At 62.4% G+C, this 18,615-nt stretch carries 16 protein-coding genes and 3 pseudogenes; 3 read left to right on the top strand and 16 right to left on the bottom strand.

Annotated features, from left to right (window positions below; all coding sequences use genetic code 11):
* Positions 1-9: 9 nt before the first annotated feature.
* From nuoI to Y88_RS19475, 13 genes and pseudogenes are all read right to left on the bottom strand, one after another.
* A complete protein-coding gene (nuoI, locus tag Y88_RS02430) occupies positions 10-495 on the bottom strand; it encodes an NADH-quinone oxidoreductase subunit NuoI (RefSeq protein ID WP_008065933.1) in 486 nt (161 codons plus the stop codon).
* A complete protein-coding gene (gene nuoH, locus Y88_RS02425; protein ID WP_008065932.1) occupies positions 492-1,538 on the bottom strand; it encodes an NADH-quinone oxidoreductase subunit NuoH in 1,047 nt (348 codons plus the stop codon). The genes nuoI and nuoH overlap by 4 nt, the downstream gene beginning before the upstream one ends.
* Positions 1,535-3,541, bottom strand: coding sequence for an NADH-quinone oxidoreductase subunit NuoG (nuoG, locus tag Y88_RS02420; RefSeq protein ID WP_008065931.1), 2,007 nt, complete (start codon positions 3,539-3,541; stop codon positions 1,535-1,537). Before nuoG ends, nuoH begins: the two co-directional genes overlap by 4 nt.
* Entirely contained in the window at positions 3,541-4,833 is a 1,293-nt protein-coding gene (nuoF, locus tag Y88_RS02415; protein WP_008065930.1) for an NADH-quinone oxidoreductase subunit NuoF, read from the bottom strand. The genes nuoG and nuoF overlap by 1 nt, the downstream gene beginning before the upstream one ends.
* A 3-nt stretch (positions 4,834-4,836) precedes the next feature.
* The gene (locus Y88_RS02410; protein ID WP_008065929.1) at positions 4,837-5,505 is read right to left on the bottom strand and encodes a complex I 24 kDa subunit family protein; all 669 of its coding nucleotides are present in this window, start codon (positions 5,503-5,505) and stop codon (positions 4,837-4,839) included.
* Between the two features lie 45 nt (positions 5,506-5,550).
* Complete coding sequence (locus Y88_RS19695) at positions 5,551-5,679, bottom strand: hypothetical protein (protein ID WP_008065928.1); 129 nt, start codon at positions 5,677-5,679, stop codon at positions 5,551-5,553.
* Positions 5,680-5,741: 62 nt separating this feature from the next.
* Positions 5,742-6,953 carry an NADH-quinone oxidoreductase subunit D gene (locus Y88_RS02400; RefSeq protein WP_008065926.1) on the bottom strand — a complete coding sequence of 404 codons (1,212 nt, stop codon included), beginning with the start codon at positions 6,951-6,953 and terminating at the stop codon, positions 5,742-5,744.
* A gap of 5 nt (positions 6,954-6,958) precedes the next feature.
* Positions 6,959-7,582 (bottom strand): annotated as a pseudogene (locus Y88_RS02395) (NADH-quinone oxidoreductase subunit C); the annotation flags it as partial.
* A 15-nt stretch (positions 7,583-7,597) separates the two neighbouring features.
* Positions 7,598-8,149 carry a NuoB/complex I 20 kDa subunit family protein gene (locus tag Y88_RS02390; RefSeq protein WP_008065914.1) on the bottom strand — a complete coding sequence of 184 codons (552 nt, stop codon included), beginning with the start codon at positions 8,147-8,149 and terminating at the stop codon, positions 7,598-7,600.
* Positions 8,146-8,532, bottom strand: a complete 387-nt coding sequence (locus tag Y88_RS02385; protein ID WP_008065913.1) for an NADH-quinone oxidoreductase subunit A — start codon at positions 8,530-8,532, stop codon at positions 8,146-8,148. Before Y88_RS02385 ends, Y88_RS02390 begins: the two co-directional genes overlap by 4 nt.
* Before the next feature lie 213 nt (positions 8,533-8,745).
* Positions 8,746-10,209 (bottom strand): coniferyl aldehyde dehydrogenase, encoded by a 1,464-nt coding sequence (locus Y88_RS02380; protein WP_081458625.1) that lies wholly within the window; start codon positions 10,207-10,209, stop codon positions 8,746-8,748.
* Positions 10,210-10,433: 224 nt separating this feature from the next.
* Positions 10,434-10,565, bottom strand: a pseudogene (locus Y88_RS19480) (prepilin peptidase); the annotation flags it as partial.
* Between the two features lie 235 nt (positions 10,566-10,800).
* Positions 10,801-10,944, bottom strand: a pseudogene (locus Y88_RS19475) (prepilin peptidase); the annotation flags it as partial.
* Positions 10,945-11,137: 193 nt separating this feature from the next.
* Between Y88_RS19475 and Y88_RS02375 the strand changes: the two are divergent.
* Positions 11,138-12,334 carry an acetyl-CoA C-acyltransferase gene (locus tag Y88_RS02375; protein ID WP_008065909.1) on the top strand — a complete coding sequence of 399 codons (1,197 nt, stop codon included), beginning with the start codon at positions 11,138-11,140 and terminating at the stop codon, positions 12,332-12,334.
* Between the two features lie 27 nt (positions 12,335-12,361).
* Here Y88_RS02375 and Y88_RS02370 read toward each other — a convergent pair whose 3' ends face one another.
* Positions 12,362-12,889: an SH3 domain-containing protein gene (locus Y88_RS02370; RefSeq protein WP_018075228.1), complete on the bottom strand. Its 528-nt coding sequence runs from the start codon at positions 12,887-12,889 to the stop codon at positions 12,362-12,364.
* Positions 12,890-13,028: 139 nt separating this feature from the next.
* On the opposite strand from Y88_RS02370, the gene Y88_RS02365 reads away from it, so the two are divergent.
* A complete protein-coding gene (locus Y88_RS02365) occupies positions 13,029-14,081 on the top strand; it encodes a 2-hydroxyacid dehydrogenase (protein WP_008065906.1) in 1,053 nt (350 codons plus the stop codon).
* Positions 14,082-14,255: 174 nt separating this feature from the next.
* The gene (locus Y88_RS02360; protein WP_008065904.1) at positions 14,256-15,584 is read left to right on the top strand and encodes an ammonium transporter; all 1,329 of its coding nucleotides are present in this window, start codon (positions 14,256-14,258) and stop codon (positions 15,582-15,584) included.
* 50 nt (positions 15,585-15,634) lie between these two features.
* Here Y88_RS02360 and Y88_RS02355 read toward each other — a convergent pair whose 3' ends face one another.
* Complete coding sequence (locus tag Y88_RS02355; RefSeq protein WP_008065903.1) at positions 15,635-17,044, bottom strand: NAD(P)H-dependent flavin oxidoreductase; 1,410 nt, start codon at positions 17,042-17,044, stop codon at positions 15,635-15,637.
* 297 nt (positions 17,045-17,341) lie between these two features.
* Positions 17,342-18,469, bottom strand: a complete 1,128-nt coding sequence (prfB, locus tag Y88_RS02350) for a peptide chain release factor 2 (RefSeq protein ID WP_008065902.1) — start codon at positions 18,467-18,469, stop codon at positions 17,342-17,344.
* Between the last annotated feature and the right edge of the window lie 146 nt (positions 18,470-18,615).

The following is an 18,615-nucleotide window of genomic DNA, read 5'->3' as shown; positions in this document are numbered from 1 at the left end:
GCGGCCCCCTTACCGGTACGGTGCATCGGCTTCGAGGTTGGCAGCGATGGCACGCTCCCACTTGTCGCCGTTGGCGAGCAGCTTGGCCTTGTCATAAAGCAGCTCCTCGCGGGTTTCCGTGGCATATTCGAAGTTCGGACCTTCGACGACGGCATCGACAGGGCACGCTTCCTGACAGAAACCGCAGAAGATGCACTTGGTCATGTCGATGTCGTAACGCGTGGTGCGGCGCGAGCCGTCATCACGCGGTTCGGCTTCGATCGTGATCGCCTGCGCCGGGCAAACTGCTTCACACAGCTTGCACGCGATGCAGCGTTCTTCGCCGTTGGGGTAGCGACGCAAAGCGTGCTCACCCCGGAAACGCGGCGAAATCGGGTTCTTTTCAAATGGATAGTTCACCGTCGCCTTGGGCCTGAAGAAATACTTCAGGGTAAGCCAATGCGCCTTGACGAACTCCCACAGGGTCCAAGTCTTGACGATCTGGGCGACGGTCATGCGAAGTGTCCGGTAGCCATGAGGTAGCCGCTGACGAGGAACACGAACAGCAGCGAAACGGGCAGGAAGATCTTCCAGCCAAGGCGCATCAACTGGTCATAGCGATACCGGGGAACGGTCGCCTTGACCCAGCTGAACACGAAGAAGCCGAAAGCAATCTTGAGGATCAACCAGATCCAGCCCGGGATGAGATAGAGAACGGGAATTTCCAGCGGCGGAAGGTAGCCGCCCCAGAACAACGTGGCGTTGAGCGCACACATCATCAGGACGTTGCCGTATTCACCGAGCCAGAAAAGCGCGAAAGCCATCGACGAATATTCGGTCTGATAACCTGCGACGAGTTCGCTTTCCGCTTCGGTCAAGTCAAACGGTGCACGCTGTGTTTCAGCCATCGACGAAATCAGGAACATCACCCACATCGGGAACAAAAGCGGATTGCACCAGAACCCGTTGATGAAACCGAAGCCGTGACCGTGCTGTGCCTTGACGATGTCGTTCAGGTTGAAGCTGCCCGCCCAAAGGACGACGCAGATCAGGATGAACCCGATTGAGACTTCATAAGAAATCATCTGGGCCGAAGCGCGCATCGCCGAGAAGAAGGGATACTTCGAGTTCGACGACCAACCGGCAATGACGATCCCGTACACACCCAGCGAAGAAATCGCGAGAATATAGAGAAGGCCGACATTGATGTTGGCGAGAATGGCGCCCGAGTTGAACGGGATAACCGCCCAAGCCAGAAGCGCGACCGTGAAAGTCACGATCGGGCCAATCAGGAAGAGTCCCTTGTTCGCCGCAGCCGGAATGATGGTTTCCTGAAGGAAAACCTTGAGACCGTCGGCGAACGACTGAAGCAGACCGAAAGGCCCGACGACGTTGGGACCGCGGCGCAGGGCCATCGCGGCCCAGACCTTGCGGTCGACATAGATGACCATTGCCACCGACAACATGACCGGCAAGGCGATCAGCAGAATTCCGCAGATCGTCGAAATGGTCCAGGCCCATTCATAGGGCAGGCCAAGTCCCTGGAAAAACGGGGTCATTCCGCGGCCTCCGCCTGAATTTCACCGTGGATGAGTTCGGCCGAGCAGCGCTGCAACGTCGGGCTGGCGCGACCAATCGCGTTGGTCAGGAAACGATCCTTGACCGGATAGGCAATCACGCCGGAAGCACGCTGTCCTTCCGGAGCGGCCGGAAGGTCGCCGTAATGAGCAAGCGCTTCGACGCCAAGTGCGGGAACTTCGGCAACCATGGCTGCGCGGAGTTCTTCAAAGCTGTCGAACCCAACCGAAACGCCGAAAGCGTCCGCAAGTGCACGCAGGATCGACCAATCTTCGCGGGCTTCACCCGGAGCGAAGACGGCCTTTTCCGCGTACTGAACGCGACCTTCGGTGTTGACGTAAGTACCGTCCTTTTCCGTGAACGCCGCACCGGGGAGGATGACATCGGCAGCGTGCGCCGCCTTGTCACCATGATGGCCGATGTGAACGATCATCGAATTGGCGAACTTGGTCCAGTCGACTTCATCCGCGCCGAGCGAGATCACGACCTTGGGCTGCGCCGCAACGATATCGCCAATGCCGCCCTTTTGCGCGTAACCGAGCATAAGCCCGCCCATGCGCGCGGCGGCAAAATGCAGCACGTTGAAACCGCTCCAACCTTCGCGAACGAGATTGAACCGGGCCGAGAAAGCGAGACCCGAAGCAAGACCGCCCTTTGCAAGGGCGCCGCCACCGATGATGATCGCCGGCTTGGCTGCCGCAGCAAACACCGCCGCGACATCTTCGGGCAGGTTGTCGATCACCGAGGCGTCGTCACCGAGATGGGTTGCCGCGTAAGTCGGATCCCACGAGGGACCGATGATGAAGACCTTCGCGCCCCTCTTCACCGCCTTGCGCAAGCGGACGTTGAGAAGCGGTGCTTCATCGCGGATCTGGCTGCCGTAGATCAGAACGGCGTCAGCCTCCTCGATACCGGCGAGCGTCGTGTTGAACGCAACGGCCGCAAGGTTCGAGGTGTCATAGGCAAGCCCGGTCTGACGTCCTTCGAGGAGACCCGAACCCAGCGCCGAAGCAAGCTTCTTCGCTGCGAACATGGTTTCGCAATCGACGAGGTCGCCCGCGATCACCGCAACCGAGGAACCGGGGTTGATCTTTGCCAGCGCCGACAGCACTTCGCCCCAGCTTGCCGCCTGCAGCTTGCCTTCATGGCGAAGCCAGGGACGATCGAGGCGACGATGGACAAGCCCGTCAACGAGGAAACGAGCGCGATCGGCCAGCCATTCCTCGTTCACGTCGTCGTTCGTGCGCGGAACGACGCGAAGCACTTCACGACCACGCGAGTCAATCCGGGTGTTCGCACCGAGCGCGTCGGACACGTCGATCGAGAGCGTCTTCTTGAGTTCCCAAGGACGCGCTTCGAACGCGTAAGGGCGGCTCGTCAACGCACCGACCGGGCAGAGGTCGATCACATTGGCCGAAAGCTCGTGCTTCGCAGCCTGCTCCAGATACGTCGTGATCTGGGTGCTTTCACCGCGATAAAGCGCACCGATTTCATCGACGCCCGCGATTTCCTCGCTGAAGCGCACGCAACGGGTACAGTGAATGCACCGCGTCATGACCGTCTTGATCAACGGCCCCATGTTCTTCTCGGTGACCGCGCGCTTCGCTTCGTGATAGCGCGAACCGCCACGGCCATAGGCCATCGACTGGTCCTGAAGGTCGCATTCGCCGCCCTGGTCGCAAATCGGGCAATCGAGCGGGTGGTTGATGAGGAGAAACTCCATCACCCCTTCCCGCGCCTTCTTGACCATTTCGCTGTCGGTGCGGATTTCCTGCCCTTCGTTCGCCGGAAGAGCGCAGGAAGCCTGCGGCTTGGGCGGTCCAGGCTTCACCTCCACGAGGCACATGCGGCAATTGCCGGCGATCGAAAGCCGCTCGTGATAACAGAAACGAGGGATTTCCTTGCCGGCGAGTTCGCAGGCCTGGAGCACGGTGGCTCCGGCCGGGACCTCGATCTCGACGCCGTCTACTTTGACCTTTGGCATTATTCGGCAGCCTCCCGAACAGCACCGCGTTCAGCGATGCGACGTTCGATTTCGGGGCGGAAATGGCGGATCAGGCCCTGAATCGGCCAGGCCGCCGCGTCACCCAAAGCACAGATCGTGTGTCCTTCGACCTGCTTGGTGACATTGAACAGCATGTCGATTTCCTCGACAGATGCGTCGCCGGTACGCAGGCGTTCCATGACACGCCACATCCAGCCGGTGCCTTCGCGGCACGGCGTGCACTGCCCGCAGCTTTCGTGCTTGTAGAAGTACGAAAGGCGCGAAATCGCGCGAACAATGTCGGTCGACTTGTCCATCACGATGACAGCAGCAGTCCCCAGACCGGAACCAAGCGCGCGAAGCCCGTCGAAATCCATCGGCGCGTCCATGATCTGCTCGGACGGAACCAGCGGAACCGACGAACCGCCCGGAATGACGGCCAGCAGATTGTCCCATCCGCCGCGAATGCCACCGCAGTGACGCTCGATCAACTCGCGGAACGGGATCGACATCTCTTCCTCGACCACGCACGGCTTGTCGACGTGCCCGGAGATCTGGAAAAGCTTCGTCCCCTTGTTGTTATCGCGCCCGAAAGACGAGAACCAAGCCGCGCCGCGACGAAGGATCGTCGGCGCAACCGCGATCGATTCGACGTTGTTCACGGTTGTCGGACAGCCATAAAGGCCAGCGCCTGCCGGGAACGGAGGCTTGAGGCGGGGCTGCCCCTTCTTGCCTTCGATGCTTTCGATCATCGCGGTTTCTTCGCCGCAGATGTAAGCGCCCGCGCCGCGGTGAACGAACACGTCGAAATCGTACCCCGACCCCGATGCGTTGCGACCGATCAGGCCCGCGTCGTACGCTTCGCGCACGGCCGCGAAAAGCGTCTCGGCCTCACGGATGTATTCACCGCGAATGTAGATGTAGGCCGCACGGGCCCCCATCGCGAAACCGGCGACCAGTGCCCCCTCGACCAGCTTGTGCGGGTCGTGGCGAATGATCTCGCGGTCTTTGCACGAACCGGGCTCGGATTCGTCGGCGTTGATAACGAGAAAGCTCGGACGGCCGTCGCGCGATTCCTTGGGCATGAAGCTCCACTTCATGCCGGTCGGGAAGCCTGCGCCTCCGCGCCCGCGCAGACCGGAGTCCTTCATTTCCTGGATGATCGCATCGCGACCGCGTTCCAGCAGCGCCTTGGTATTGTCCCAATCGCCACGCGCACGCGCCGCAGCAAGATTCCACGGCTGGAAACCGTAGAGATTGGTGAAGATGCGGTCCTTGTCGGCAAGGGCCATGGCTTACCACTCCCCTCGATAGTCGTGGTTCTCGGTCACCATCGCAGTCAGCGAGGTCGGCCCGCCAACCGGTTCGACAGTGTGGCGACCGGGTTCCTGTGTCCCGGCCTTCGGCTGGCGACCGGCAGCAAGTTCGTCGAGAACGAAATTGAGCCTGTCGGCCGTCAGGTCTTCGTAATTGTCGTCGTTGATCTGCACCATCGGTGCCGACGAGCAATTGCCCATGCACTCGACTTCGGTCAGCGTGAACAGGCCGTCCTTCGTCGTATGCCCCTTCTTCAGCCCGCGCGCGTAGCACGCCGAGAGGATGTCATCCGACCCACGCAGCATGCACGGCGTCGTTCCGCAGACCTGCACATGGAAGCGGCCGACGGGCTGGATGTTGTACATCGTGTAGAAGGTGGCGACTTCGAGCACGCGGATGATCGGCATGTCGAGATAACGCGCGACATATTCCATCACCGGCATCGGCAGCCAGCCCTGAGTGTTCTCTTCCGCGCCGACCTGGCGCTGAGCGAGATCCAGCAGCGGCATGACCGCGCTGCGCTGCCGTCCGGCAGGATAGCGAGCCACGATTTCCTTCGCCTTTTCCGCATTTTCAGCGGTCCAGGCAAAGCTGCCCCAGCGGGCAACAAGTTCCGGCGTTACCGGTTCGGGATGACGATCAGCCATCTTAGGCAAAATCCTTGAAGCAGGGAGACGCGGTCGGGGTCATGTTCAACGCCCCGCCCGCTTGAGCCAAAGCCCCTGGCTGCACTGCACCAGTTCGTAGCCGCCGATAAGGGCGACTACCATGGGCATCCAGGCCGGGGTCGGCGTTCCGTTCCAGGTGGCGAGAAAATACACGGCGGAAACCGCCAGCCCTACCAGGCAGGCGATGACCGACACTTGTCGCACCGCCGCCGGGCTCACCGGTCGCACTCCCCGAACACCACATCGATCGCCCCCAGAATGGCCGTCGCGTCGGGAAGCATGTGCCCCTTCGACATGAAGTCCATGGCCTGAAGATGCGAGAAAGCGGTCGGCCGGATCTTGCAGCGGTACGGCTTGTTGGTGCCGTCGCTGACCAGATAGACGCCGAATTCGCCCTTGGGGCTTTCGGTCGCGACGTAGACTTCGCCAGCGGGAACATGGAAGCCTTCGGTGTAGAGCTTGAAGTGATGGATCAGCGATTCCATCGAGCTCTTCATCTCGCCGCGCTTGGGCGGAGCGACCTTGCGATCGCTGGTGAGCACCGGACCTTCGGGCATCTGCTCGAGGCACTGCTTCATGATGCGGGCCGATTGCCGGACTTCCTCGACACGGACCATCATGCGGTCATAGCAGTCCGAGTTGGTCCCGACCGGGATCTCGAAGTCCATGCGGTCATAGACGTCGTAAGGCTGCGCCTTGCGAATGTCCCAGGGAATGCCCGCACCGCGGATCATCGGACCCGAGAAGCCCCAGGCCAGCGCATCTTCCTTGCTCACCAGAGCGATGTCGACATTGCGCTGCTTGAAGATGCGGTTGTCCACCACCAGGCTCATCGCGTCATCGAACAGTTCCGGCAGGCGCGTATCGAGCCAGTCGGCAATGTCGGTCAGCAGCTTGAGCGGAACGTCCTGATGCACCCCACCCGGACGGAACCAGGCCGAGTGCATGCGAGCGCCCGAAGCGCGTTCGAAGAACGTGAGGCAGTCTTCGCGAATTTCGAACAGCCACAAGTTCGGAGTCATCGCGCCGACGTCCATGACGTGGCTGCCGATGTTGAGCATGTGGTTGCAGATACGGGTCAATTCCGCAAACAGCACGCGCAGATACTGCGCGCGCAGCGGAACTTCGACGTTAAGCAGCTTTTCGATCGCCAGGACATAGGAATATTCCATGGCGAGCGGCGAACAGTAATCGAGACGATCGAAATACGGCAGAGCCTGAAGATAGGTCTTGTATTCGATCAGCTTTTCGGTGCCGCGGTGCAGCAGACCGATATGCGGATCGATCCGCTCGATGATTTCACCATCAAGTTCCATGACCATGCGCAGCACGCCGTGCGCTGCCGGGTGCTGCGGTCCGAAGTTGATGGTGTAGTTGGAGATGACTTCGTCGCCGGTGGTCGGCGACTCTTCAAGCGTAAAGCTCATACCTTCGGCCCTTCCGCCTTTTCATCGCCGGGCAGCACGTAGTGCGGCCCTTCCCACGGGCTCTGATAGTCGAACTGGCGCAGATCCTGCGCCAGACGGACCGGTTCATAGACGACGCGCTGATCCTCTTCGGAATAGCGCAGTTCGACATACCCGGTCAGCGGGAAGTCCTTGCGGAACGGATGCCCCTGGAAACCGTAGTCGGTCAGGATGCGGCGAAGGTCGGTGTTGCCTGCAAAAAGCACGCCGTAAAGGTCGTAGGCTTCACGTTCGTACCAACCGGCATTGGGCCACAGCGTGGTCACGGTCGGGACCGGCGTGGCTTCGTCGGTCGAGACCTTGACGATCAGACGCAAGTTGCGCGTGACCGACAGCAGGCAGTAGACCACTTCGAAACGCTCGGCGCGCGAGGGATAGTCGACCCCCGCGATGTCCATGAGCTGCTGGAACTGTTCTTTGTCACGCAGCGTGCGCAGGACGTTTTCGATTTCGTCCCGCTTCACCGTCAGCACGATTTCGCCGTGTTCTTCCTTCGAAGCGACGATAACATCCCCGAGACGGGAAAGCAGGCTGTCGAGAACGCCTTCAAACGAAGCGTAACGCGGTGCGGAATGGAGAACCTTGGTCATCCCTTGCTCCCTTTCTCAGCGTTCCAGCGTGCCAGCGCGGCGGATTTTCCGCTGCAGCTGCATCACGCCATAAAGAAGCGCTTCGGCGGTCGGAGGGCAACCGGGGACATAGATGTCGACCGGAACGATGCGATCGCAGCCGCGCACGACCGAATAGCTGTAGTGGTAATAACCACCGCCATTGGCGCACGAACCCATCGAGATGACGTACTTGGGATCCGACATCTGGTCATAGACCTTGCGGAGCGCCGGAGCCATCTTGTTGCACAAGGTGCCGGCCACGATCATCACGTCAGACTGACGCGGAGACGCACGCGGAGCCACGCCGAAGCGTTCCATGTCGTAACGCGGCATGTTGACGTGGATCATTTCCACCGCGCAGCACGCGAGACCAAATGTCATCCACCACAGCGAACCGGTACGGGCCCACTGGAACAGTTCCTCGGTCGAGGTGACAAGGAAACCCTTGTCGGAAACCTCGGCATTGAGGCTGTCGAAAAAGGCCTGATCCGGCGCGAGTACATTCGCGCCGCCGACCGTTGCGGGAGAAGTCGCCATGTCGTTCATTCCCAATCCAGCGCCCCCTTCTTCCAGGCATAGATGAAGCCGATCACCAGTTCGAACAGGAACAGCATCATCGTCGCCCAACCGGCCCACTGCGTTTCCTTCAGGCTTACCGCCCAGGGAAACAGAAAGGCCGCTTCAAGATCGAAGATGATGAAGAGGATCGCCACCAGATAGAAGCGAACGTCGAACTGGCTGCGCGGATCTTCGAACGCGGGGAAACCGCATTCATATTCCGACAGCTTCTCGGTGTTGGGGTTATAGGTGCCGGTAAGGCGCGACGCGCCGATGGGCAGGAATACGAAGGCCGTGGAAAGTGCCAGCGCGATACCCAGAAAGATGAGGATCGGCAGGTAACCGGCCAGATAGGAGGTTTGATCGACCAAGGGGCTGACTCGCCTTTTTAAGTCTATGCGTTGGCCCCTAGTCCCGCAGGGCGCGGGGCGCAAGTGGGGCGGTACCCCTAAAAGGTCTAATAGGCCAACCTTTTTGGGCAGCGCAGCATAGGCATATCCGCGAAAACCCTTGGATTTCCGCGACCTTTGTCGCAGCCATGCGGCTATGCAGTCCCCCGCCCCCAAGGGCGAAAAGGCCCTGCGCTAACGCATCTGCATCGCAAGTGTACGCCTGGTAGCCTTGCCGTAAGGCGGTGCGAGTCCGGCCAGAGCAGCGACGTTGAAGCGTGGCTGGCGGTAGACCGAACGCGCATGGCTGAACGTGCGAAACCCCTCGATCCCGTGGTAGCTTCCCATGCCGGACGGTCCGATCCCGCCGAACGGAAGGTCGTCGGCCGAGACATGGAAGATGACGTCATTGACCGTGACGCCCCCTGAAATCGTCCGGGTCAGCACGACCTCCCTCTCCCGCGCATTCTCGCCGAAATAATAGAGCCCAAGCGGTCGATCGTGTTCGTTGATGTAGGCGATCGCCTCCTCGATCGAGCGATAGGCCATGATGGGCAACACAGGGCCAAAGATTTCCTCCTGCATCACGGCCATGCCGTCATGCACGCCCTTGAGGATCGTGAGTGGAAGCTTGTTGCCGTTGCTTGCCGCAAAGTCTTCCCCTCCCGGATTGACGACGACGGCCTCCGCACCTTTGCCTTGCGCATCCGCAATCAAGCCGAGCAAGCGGTCGCGATGGCGGCGATTGATGATCGAGGTATAATCGTCATTGGCAAGAAGGCTCGGATACATCCGCGCAACGCTTCGCGAGATTGCCTCGACGACCTGCTCCTGCATGTCTTCGGGAACCAGGAGGTAGTCGGGGGCCAGACAGATCTGCCCCGCATTCATCATCTTGCCCAACGCGATACGGTCGGCGCTGCGCGCGACGTCGGCGCTCCGGCCGAGAATGGTCGGCGATTTCCCACCCAGTTCAAGTGTCGTCGGAACAAGGTTCTCCGCAGCAGCGCGCAGCACATGCTTTCCGATCGAGGTCGCCCCGGTAAACAGCAGGTGATCGAAAGCAAGGCCGCAGAACGCCTGGCCGACATCGGCACCACCCACGATCACGGCGACTTCCTCCTCAGCGAAATAACGCGCGAAGAGATCGGCCATGAGGCCGCTGGTGCGCTCGGTAAACTCGCTGGGCTTGATCATGGCACGATTGCCCGCCGCAAGGACTTGTGCAAGCGGCGCCATGGTCAGCCCGACAGGGAAATTCCACGGCGATACGATGCCGACCACGCCCTTGGGCTCGTAACGCACCTCGGCCCTCGCCCCGAACAACCCGAGCGGAGCCATCACACCCCGTCGCTCGGGCCGCGACCAACGGTTCAGATGCTTGCGCGAATAGCGCACCATGCCGAGGGACGGCGTGATGTCGGTAAGCATCGACTGTTCATGGCTGCGATGGCCGAAATCGTCGCTCGTTGCCTGAGCCAAGGCAGCGCCATGCTCTTTGAGCAGCCGGGCAAGGCGCTCCAGGCGGTCGTGCCGGACGGCCAGCGGCTCGGGGCGCGCAGCAACGAATGCCTGTTTCTGCGCGTCCAGCACGGCCTGCATCGCGGCCCCCGTCGCTCTCCCCACCACCAAGCCCGGCAGCGGCGCAGCACCATCCATACCCTCACCCCTTCTTGCGCCGGTCTGTCCCCCAGATCGCGAGCGACTCGGGGCGACGACATTGCCTGCAACGCGAAGACCGCCCAAGCCGTAACGGCAAGGAATGTTCCCAAGGGCAGTGCCGTTTGCCCGCCGATCTTACGCCCTGCGGCAGGTATGGCAACTGCCGCCACCAACCCGATGACACTCGCCCCGAGCAGAGTCGAAACCACGCCCCCGACGCCGACCCAAAGGCCGATCGCGCCCAGAAGCGGTGGGTCCCCGCCACCCATGCCGTCCCGCCCCCGCGCAATGCGATAGGCCCGCGCCACGCACCATGGCAGGCCATATCCGAGCGCCGCGCCGCCAAGCGCCAAGGCTGGAGACGGAGCCGGTGCAATCCCGGCCAGAGCAGCAGCCCCCCCCGGTCATGCCAAGAAAAATCATGAGACCACGCGGAAGCCAGAGGAACCGGGCATCGAGCAGGGCGAGCACGAGCAGTTGCCAACCGAAGACCGCCACAAGCAACGCGGACGCGCCGTTCCACAGTCCGACAGCTACCATTGCAATGATCATCGAGGCGATCTCGGCAAGCAGTTGCCAGCTCCCGATCGAACCGCCGCACGACCGGCAGCGTCCATGCTGAACGATCCAGGAAACGACCGGCACCAGTTCGGCAGGATCGAGCGGACGCCCGCAATGATCACAGGCCGAGCGTCCGCGCAGGGGAGACAGTCCGCGCGGCAACCTTTCCACCACTGTGCCGAGGAAGCTGCCGATGACGGCTCCGGGTATCGCCGCCAGCGCCACCAGCAATGTCCGCGCAAGCATTCTTCAGGTCCTTCGCCGAATTGCAAAGATCATGGCGCATCTCTACATGTGAATTGAAGGAATGGTCATCCTCGCCGGATGCCATTCCCGGAAGGGATTTGAGAAGAGGACTTTACGCATGGCCCAATTTTCCGCCTCCGACCCGGTTGTCATTCTGTCCTACGCCCGCACGCCGATGGGTGCGATGCAGGGTGCGCTTGCCGATGTTTCCGCAACCGATCTGGGCGCAACGGCAGTGAAGGCCGCCGTCGAACGCTCTGGCGTTGCTGCTGAAAAGTTCGACCGCGTCTACATGGGCTGCGTGCTTCCCGCCGGTCTCGGACAGGCTCCGGCACGTCAGGCCGCAATCAAGGCCGGCCTCCCCAAGTCGGTCGAGGCAACGACCGTCAACAAGGTCTGCGGTTCAGGCATGCAGACTCTGATCATGGGTTCGGAAGCCTTGGCTGCGGGCACCATCGACTTTGTCGTCACCGGCGGCATGGAGTCGATGACCAACGCGCCCTACCTCCTCAAGAAGCATCGTTCGGGCGCGCGCATCGGCCACGACACCGCCTATGACCACATGTTCCTCGACGGGCTCGAAGATGCCTACGAAGCGGGCCGCGCCATGGGCACGTTCGCACAGGACACCGCGAACGCCTATCAGCTGACCCGCGAACAGCAGGACGAATACGCGATCGAGTCGCTGCGCCGGGCAAAGGCGGCCGTGACCGACGGGCTGTTCAAGGACGAGATCGCCCCGGTGACCGTCAAGTCGCGCGCCGGCGAAACCATCGTCGACACCGACGAAGCACCGGGCAAGGGCAAGCCGGACAAGATCCCTTCGCTCAAGCCCGCATTCGCCAAGGACGGCACGATCACGGCCGCCACATCTTCGTCGATCTCGGACGGCGCCGCCGCCCTGGTGCTGACGCGCCAGTCGGTTGCCGCTGCCGAAGGCGTGACGCCGGTGGCCAAGGTCGTGGCGCTCGCCGCGCACGCGCATGAGCCCAAGGATTTCACCACCGCTCCGGTCGGCGCGATCCAGAAGCTGCTCGCCAGCGCGGGCTGGTCGGTTGCCGACGTCGATCTGTTCGAAGTCAACGAAGCCTTTGCCTGCGTCGCCATGTTCGCGATGCATGACCTCGGCATTCCGCACGACAAGGTCAACGTGAACGGCGGCGCGACTGCGCTCGGCCACCCCATCGGGGCTTCGGGCGCGCGCATCATCACCACGCTGATCGCGGCCCTCAAGGCACGCGGCCTCAAGAAGGGCGTCGCCAGCCTGTGCATCGGCGGCGGCGAAGCAACGGCAGTGGCCGTCGAACTCGTCTGATCGAATGAAACGGGTCCGGGGCGCCGATCAGGGCGCTCCGGCTCCCCACACCGCGTCCTGTCGGACATAGCCCTGACGGCCGTCGATATCGACTTTGCACCAACCGGCGGAACAATCCCCGATCCGCGCGATCACGCCAGGCGCAGCGCGCCATAGCAGCGCTCCCGATCCGTCCTTGTTTTCACGGATTTCGGCGATACCGCCCTTGACGATGCCGGTGTGGGCCTTGCGCGCCACGAACTGCGTCAACATCCACCCGCGCGCGCCTTCGGAATCCTCGACCAGCACCCAGCCTTCCATCTGGCGCAGGACCTTGAGCGGGACACCCGCGCGCACATAGACCCAGTTGATGCGATAATCGCGGCCTGGACCGACACGCATGTTGGTCAAACTGTTGCGCAGCGAGACCCAATAGGGGGCCCCGCCATCTTCTGCCGCATGAACCGGCGCCGGACGCAGGGAAACGACCGCGCCCGTGGCGGCCAGCACCGTCAAACATGCAGCCAGAGCCGCGCGAAGGCGCAAGACGGGCCGAACTGTCGTGGTATCGCTCATGTGCACTCGCATGATGGCAAAAGGCGATACAGCATCGTGCGCACAGGGCAACCGGCGAGCGATGTCCGGCGGTGGAAAGACGACGTCCGGCAAGAATGCTTGACCCTTACCCGGTACGCGTCATAGCCATAGCGATACCATGCCGAGCCATAGCATCCGCCACACCGGTTCCGGGGCCACTGCCCTCCCTGCCGCCGAAACACGACGGATCGCGGGAAAGCCGCGCGTTGTCGTGACGCGCCGCCTGCTGCCTGAAACCGAGGCGCGGATGGGCGAATTGTTCGACGCGGTGTTCAACACCGACGATCGCGCCATGAGCCGCGACGAACTGATCGCCGCCATGGCTGATGCCGACGTGCTTGTCCCCACGTTGACCGACACGATCGATGCGGATCTCATCGCTTCCGCACCGCCTCGCCTGCGACTGATCGCCAATTTCGGCGCGGGCATCGAGCATATCGACCTCGGTGCGGCGCGCGCGCGCAAGATCATGGTCACGAACACGCCCGGCGTCTTTACCGACGATACTGCGGACATGACCCTGGGCCTGATCCTGTCGGTTACCCGGCGTCTCACCCACGGCGCCCGTGTCCTCCGCAACGGGCAATGGCAAGGGTGGGCGCCTTCGACCCTCCTCGGCCATCGCGTCGGCGGGCGAGCGCTCGGTATCGTCGGGATGGGCCGCATCGGACAGGCCGTCGCCCATCGCGCGCGCGCCTTTGGCCTCAAAGTGATCTATCACAATCGCCACCGGGTTCCCGAGGCGCTCGAGACCATGCTCGGGGCGCGCTACGAACCCGATCTCGACGCGCTTGTGGCAGCAGCGGACATTCTCACCCTGCATTGCCCGGCGACCCCGGAAACACGCCACCTGATCGACGCGCGCCGCATCGCTCTCATGAAACCGGGTGCGCTCATCATCAACACGTCGCGCGGAACCATCGTCGAAGAGGAAGCGATGATCGAAGCCCTCGTTTCCGGTCATCTCGGCGGCGCTGGTCTCGACGTGTTCGAACATGAACCCCTCGTCGATCAACGCCTGCGCGATCACGACAACGTCGCAATCGTCCCCCACATGGGCAGCGCCACGGTCGAAGGCCGCATCGCCTCGGGCGAAAAGGTGATCGCCAATATCCGCTTCTGGGCCGACGGCCATCGCCCACCCGACCAGGTGCTCGAAGGCTGGCTCTGAAACCACCGCAACGGCCGGAATTGCGGCCCGGATTTGGTGCAACGACATCGACAGAGCGCTAGCCCACCGTTAACCCGACATCATGCATGGAACGGACGAAAGCCCGTTCCAAATGGCATGGGCAATTTGTCGGCGGGCCGATCAAGGCCTGCAAAACGGGGTTCGAACGTTTCTATGGGTACCAAGCCCCATGCGCGTCCGCTGCGCATTCCTGGCGCGCTGCTTGCCGTTGCAGCGGCACTCGCTCCATCGCTTGCTCATGCACAAGTGGACGGCACCGACGTCGTCGACAGCGGCGACACCGCGCTCGTGCTCGGCGCTTCCCTCATCGCGATGCTTGCCCTGCTTCCGGGAATCGTCCTTCACCATGGCGGACGGCTACGCTCGCGCGCGTTTCTCGCGACCGCCACCGAAACGGGCGCCATCGCCGCCATCGTCTCGCTGCTGTTCGTTGCGGCCGGATACACGATTGCCTTCGGGACCGTCACCAACGGCTGGCTCGGAGGCGGCAACGCTTGGATGCTGCTCGACCTCGGCAATGTGCGCGGCTCCTCGAATGTGCCGGAAAGCGCCTTTGCCGTGCTGCAACTCGCCCGCGTGCTCTTTGCCGCGACGCTCTTGACCGGCGCATGGGCCGAACGCGGCAATATCGGCTGGATCGTCCCCTTCACGGGCTTGTGGAGCGTCATGGTCTATGCTCCGCTCGCGCACTGGATCTGGGGCGGCGGGTGGCTGGCGTCGCGCCTCGGCACCATCGACTTTTCCGGCGGCCTCGTCCTTCACACGTGCGTCGGGGTGTCGGCGCTCGTCGTCACGCTGCTTGTCGGTCATCGCGCGCGACTGGGCCGCGATGGCGAGCCCCACGCCCACGCGCCGGGCCTCGCGCTTGCCGGTACCGGGCTGGTATGGGTCGGACTGCTCGCGCTGTCCGCAGCCGGAGCCCTTGCCGCGACCGACGACGCGGCCACAGCACTTCTCAACAGCCAGGTCGGCGCAGCGAGCGGCGCGCTCATCTGGCTGCTTGCCGACGCCTTGACCGGCGGAAAGGCCAATCCCCTCGCCCTTGCTCGCGGCGCTCTCGTGGGCCTTGCGGCGACCAGCGCGGGCGCCAATGCCGTTCAGCCGGGTTCAGCCATGGTTCTGGGTGCGTGCGGCGTCCTCGTGGCCTGGTCCGCAAGCCGCCTCCTGCGGCGCCTGCAGATCGATGACGCGGTACAGCTCTTTTCGGTCCACGGCCTTGGCGGGATGACGGGTGCAATCCTGACCGCCCTCTTTTCCGCCCAGAAACTCGGCGGCATCGGTTATGCGGCCGGGATGGACGCGCCACGCCAGCTCATGGCCCAGATCGTCGGCGCGGGCGTGGTCGTCGCCTGGAGCGCGATCGGGACCGCAATAGCAGGATTGATGGTGGCGATGCTGGTGCCGATGCGGATCAGCGAAGCGGCGGAAACCGCCGGAGTCGATCAGGCCAACCACGACACCGAAGGCTGGAACTTCGACTAGGGAATCACCGGCTCGTCGATGCACTCCGCATCGACGAGCCGGTACCGGACTCAATCACCGGTCAGGATACGATCAACCAATTGTTTCACAGTTGGCGTGAAGTTGTTGGAATAAAAGGGATCCTGCTTAAACCGATAAGCCGCATGACCCGCGAACATCAGGTTTTCCTGCACATCGCCGCCATGGGCGATGTCCTGCAAGGTCTTCTGGATGCAGAAGCTGCGCGGGTCGGCAAGACGGCCGGTCGAGAAGTCGTCGTGATCCTTCCACGCCGAGAAACTGCAATGCGACAGGCATCCCATGCAGTCGGCCTGATCGACGCGAATGGTGTCCCGTTCCTCCGTCGTGACGAACACAACCGTGTCGTCGGGCGTGCGCAGGGCATGGACATAGCCTGCCGCGACCCATTCGCGTGCGCGTTCGAGATCGGCCGGAGCCACCCAGAAATTCTTGCCGCGTCCGCCGACATCGAGTTGCACGGTGTGCTCGCCCGCTTCGACTTTCGAATAAGGGATCTGGCGATGGCTGCGCGCCTCGAGATTGCGCAGGAACGGATTGCGCACTGCCGAGGAAAAGAATCCCGTCGGCGAGAAACGGTGAAGCAGCACGTCACCGGGCTCGAGCGTACGCAGGTGATCCTTCCACGCCAGCGGAATCGGACTTTCTTCGGTAAGAAGCGGCCGCGTACCGAACTGGAAGGCAATGCTGCCCAGTTCGGGATTGTCGATCCAGTCGTTCCACTCGCGCAGGAACCAGACGCCACCGGCCATGACGATCGGCACTTCGTCCGACACGCCTTCGGCGCGCATGGTGTCGCGCAGCGCCTTCACGCGGGGATAGGGATCCTCCGGCTTGCGCGGATCTTCGGCATTGGAAAGGCCGTTGTGACCACCGGCAAGCCAGGGATCCTCATAGACCACCGCCGCCATGAGGTGCGAAACCTTGTGATAGGCGCGCTTCCACAGGGCGCGGAAAGCGCGGCCCGAGGAAACGATCGGCAGGTAGTTCACATTGAACCGTCCGGCGATCTCGGCGAGCTTATAGGGCATGCCCGCACCGCAGGTTACGCCGGTGACAAGACCGCGGGTCTTTTCCAGCACACCTTCGAGAACAGCCTGTGCGCCACCCATTTCCCACAGCACGTTGATGTTGATCGCGCCGCGGCCGCTGGCGACTTCATAAGCGCGGCGGACCTGTTCGACGGCACCGTCGATGGCATAGCGGATAAGCTGCTCGTGGCGCTCGCGACGGGTCTTTTGCGGATAGAGCTGGGGAATGGCCTGCCCATCGGCGTCGTAGCTGTCCGCATTCACGGCGCTGACCGTGCCGATTCCGCCCGCGGCTGCCCAGGCGCCTGAACTCATATGATTGGTCGCGGCAACGCCCTTGCCCCCTTCGAGCAAGGGCCAGACTTCGTGACCGCCATAAAGGATCGGTTTCAATCCCTTGAAAACAGACATAAAACTCTTTCAAACCCGTCGCCTTCGACGCCACCATCAACGTCGCCGACACAATTGCGAACCCACCCCGGCCACATGGCCCCCGGCTTCCCGACTTCGAAAAGATCGATTGGGAAACCCATGGTTAGGATCAAAATAGGCGAAGCGAAAGCCCGTTGCCACAAAATTGCCCAAATTGGCGATGCCGAATTCAAGATTCTCGTCTCGCGCAGGGACAATGCCCCCAAATGCAACGCGCCGCGCCCCCAAAAAGGGAGCGCGGCGCGCGGGTTTTCAGGGCGTGACAATCCCGGACGATCAATCGTCGTCTTCGACCGCCACCTTTTCGCCGGTCACGCGTTGCGACAAGGCAGCCGCCATGAACGGATCGAGCGCACCATCGAGCACTTCGGTCGGATTGGTGCTGACGACACCCGTCCGCAGATCCTTGACCTGCTGATAGGGCTGAAGAACGTAAGAGCGGATCTGATGGCCCCAACCGATCTCGGTCTTGGCCGCGTATTCCCCGCTTGCCGCCGCCTCGCGCTTGGCAAGTTCAGCTTCGTAAAGACGCGCGCGCAACATGCCCATGGCCGTGGCGCGGTTCTTGTGCTGACTGCGGTCGTTCTGGCTGGCGACGATGATACCGGTCGGAACGTGGGTGATGCGGACTGCCGAGTCCGTCGTGTTGACGTGCTGCCCACCCGCGCCCGACGCGCGATAAGTATCGACTTTCAGGTCGGCCGGATTGATCTCGATATCGATGTTGTCGTCGATTTCGGGATAGACCCAGACCGAGCTGAACGACGTGTGCCGCCGTGCGGAGCTGTCATAGGGGCTGATGCGGACCAGACGGTGCACGCCGCTCTCGGTTTTGGCATAGCCATAGGCGTTCTCGCCCTTGATCAACAGGGTACACCCCTTGATTCCCGCAGCTTCGCCCGCGTGATAATCGACCAACTCGACCTTGTACCCATGGCGCTCGGCCCAGCGGGTATACATCCGCTGCAGCATTTCAGCCCAGTCCTGGCTTTCCGTCCCGCCGGCCCCGGCGTGAACTTCGAGGAAGGCATTGTTGGCATCGGCTTCCCCGGCAAGGAGAGCCTGAACCTTGTCCGCGTCGGCACGTTCGGCAAGAGCGGCAAGCGTTGCCAGCCCTTCGGCCACAGTGTCCTCGTCGCCTTCCATTTCGCCCAGTTCGACGAATTCGATCGCGTCGGCCATTTCCTGACCGATCTGCTTGACCGTACCGATCGCGGCATCGAGACGCCGACGCTCGCGCATGACGGCTTCTGCCTGCTTGGGATCATCCCACAGCTTGGGGTCCTCGACACGCGCATCGAGTTCGTGGAGGCGACGCACGGCGCGGTCCCAGTCGAGGAACTTGCGAATGAGCGCCAAAGCGCCTTCGATGCGGTCGATATGGGCCTGCCCTTCGGCACGCATGACGTCATTTACTCCCTTGAACCGGCATCCGCCGGCAGCTTTCCACAAGCGACAAGCTGCGCCGCTTAACGAAGCGGCGCAGCTTGTAAAGCAGGTTGTCGCGAAAGATCGGCAGGGCCGTCAGGAATCAACCGCAGACCCTGGCC

The sequence above is a fragment of the Novosphingobium nitrogenifigens DSM 19370 genome (genome assembly GCF_000192575.1).
Classification (GTDB): Bacteria; Pseudomonadota; Alphaproteobacteria; order Sphingomonadales; family Sphingomonadaceae; genus Novosphingobium; species Novosphingobium nitrogenifigens.
Note: the sequence above shows the minus strand (reverse complement) of the source record. Positions and strands in the feature narration are given on the sequence as shown.

Coding starts and splice junctions, on each gene's coding strand:
- Y88_RS02355 (WP_008065903.1), bottom strand. CDS start 17,044: ATGTCTGTTTTCAAGGGATTGAAACCGATCCTTTATGGCGGTCACGAA.
- Y88_RS02390 (WP_008065914.1), bottom strand. CDS start 8,149: ATGAACGACATGGCGACTTCTCCCGCAACGGTCGGCGGCGCGAATGTA.
- Y88_RS02365 (WP_008065906.1), top strand. CDS start 13,029: ATGCCGAGCCATAGCATCCGCCACACCGGTTCCGGGGCCACTGCCCTC.
- Y88_RS02410 (WP_008065929.1), bottom strand. CDS start 5,505: ATGGCTGATCGTCATCCCGAACCGGTAACGCCGGAACTTGTTGCCCGC.
- nuoF (WP_008065930.1), bottom strand. CDS start 4,833: ATGGCCCTTGCCGACAAGGACCGCATCTTCACCAATCTCTACGGTTTC.
- Y88_RS02360 (WP_008065904.1), top strand. CDS start 14,256: ATGGGTACCAAGCCCCATGCGCGTCCGCTGCGCATTCCTGGCGCGCTG.
- nuoG (WP_008065931.1), bottom strand. CDS start 3,541: ATGCCAAAGGTCAAAGTAGACGGCGTCGAGATCGAGGTCCCGGCCGGA.
- nuoH (WP_008065932.1), bottom strand. CDS start 1,538: ATGACCCCGTTTTTCCAGGGACTTGGCCTGCCCTATGAATGGGCCTGG.
- Y88_RS02380 (WP_081458625.1), bottom strand. CDS start 10,209: ATGGATGGTGCTGCGCCGCTGCCGGGCTTGGTGGTGGGGAGAGCGACG.
- Y88_RS02370 (WP_018075228.1), bottom strand. CDS start 12,889: ATGAGCGATACCACGACAGTTCGGCCCGTCTTGCGCCTTCGCGCGGCT.
- Y88_RS02400 (WP_008065926.1), bottom strand. CDS start 6,953: ATGAGCTTTACGCTTGAAGAGTCGCCGACCACCGGCGACGAAGTCATC.
- nuoI (WP_008065933.1), bottom strand. CDS start 495: ATGACCGTCGCCCAGATCGTCAAGACTTGGACCCTGTGGGAGTTCGTC.
- Y88_RS02375 (WP_008065909.1), top strand. CDS start 11,138: ATGGCCCAATTTTCCGCCTCCGACCCGGTTGTCATTCTGTCCTACGCC.
- prfB (WP_008065902.1), bottom strand. CDS start 18,469: ATGCGTGCCGAAGGGCAGGCCCATATCGACCGCATCGAAGGCGCTTTG.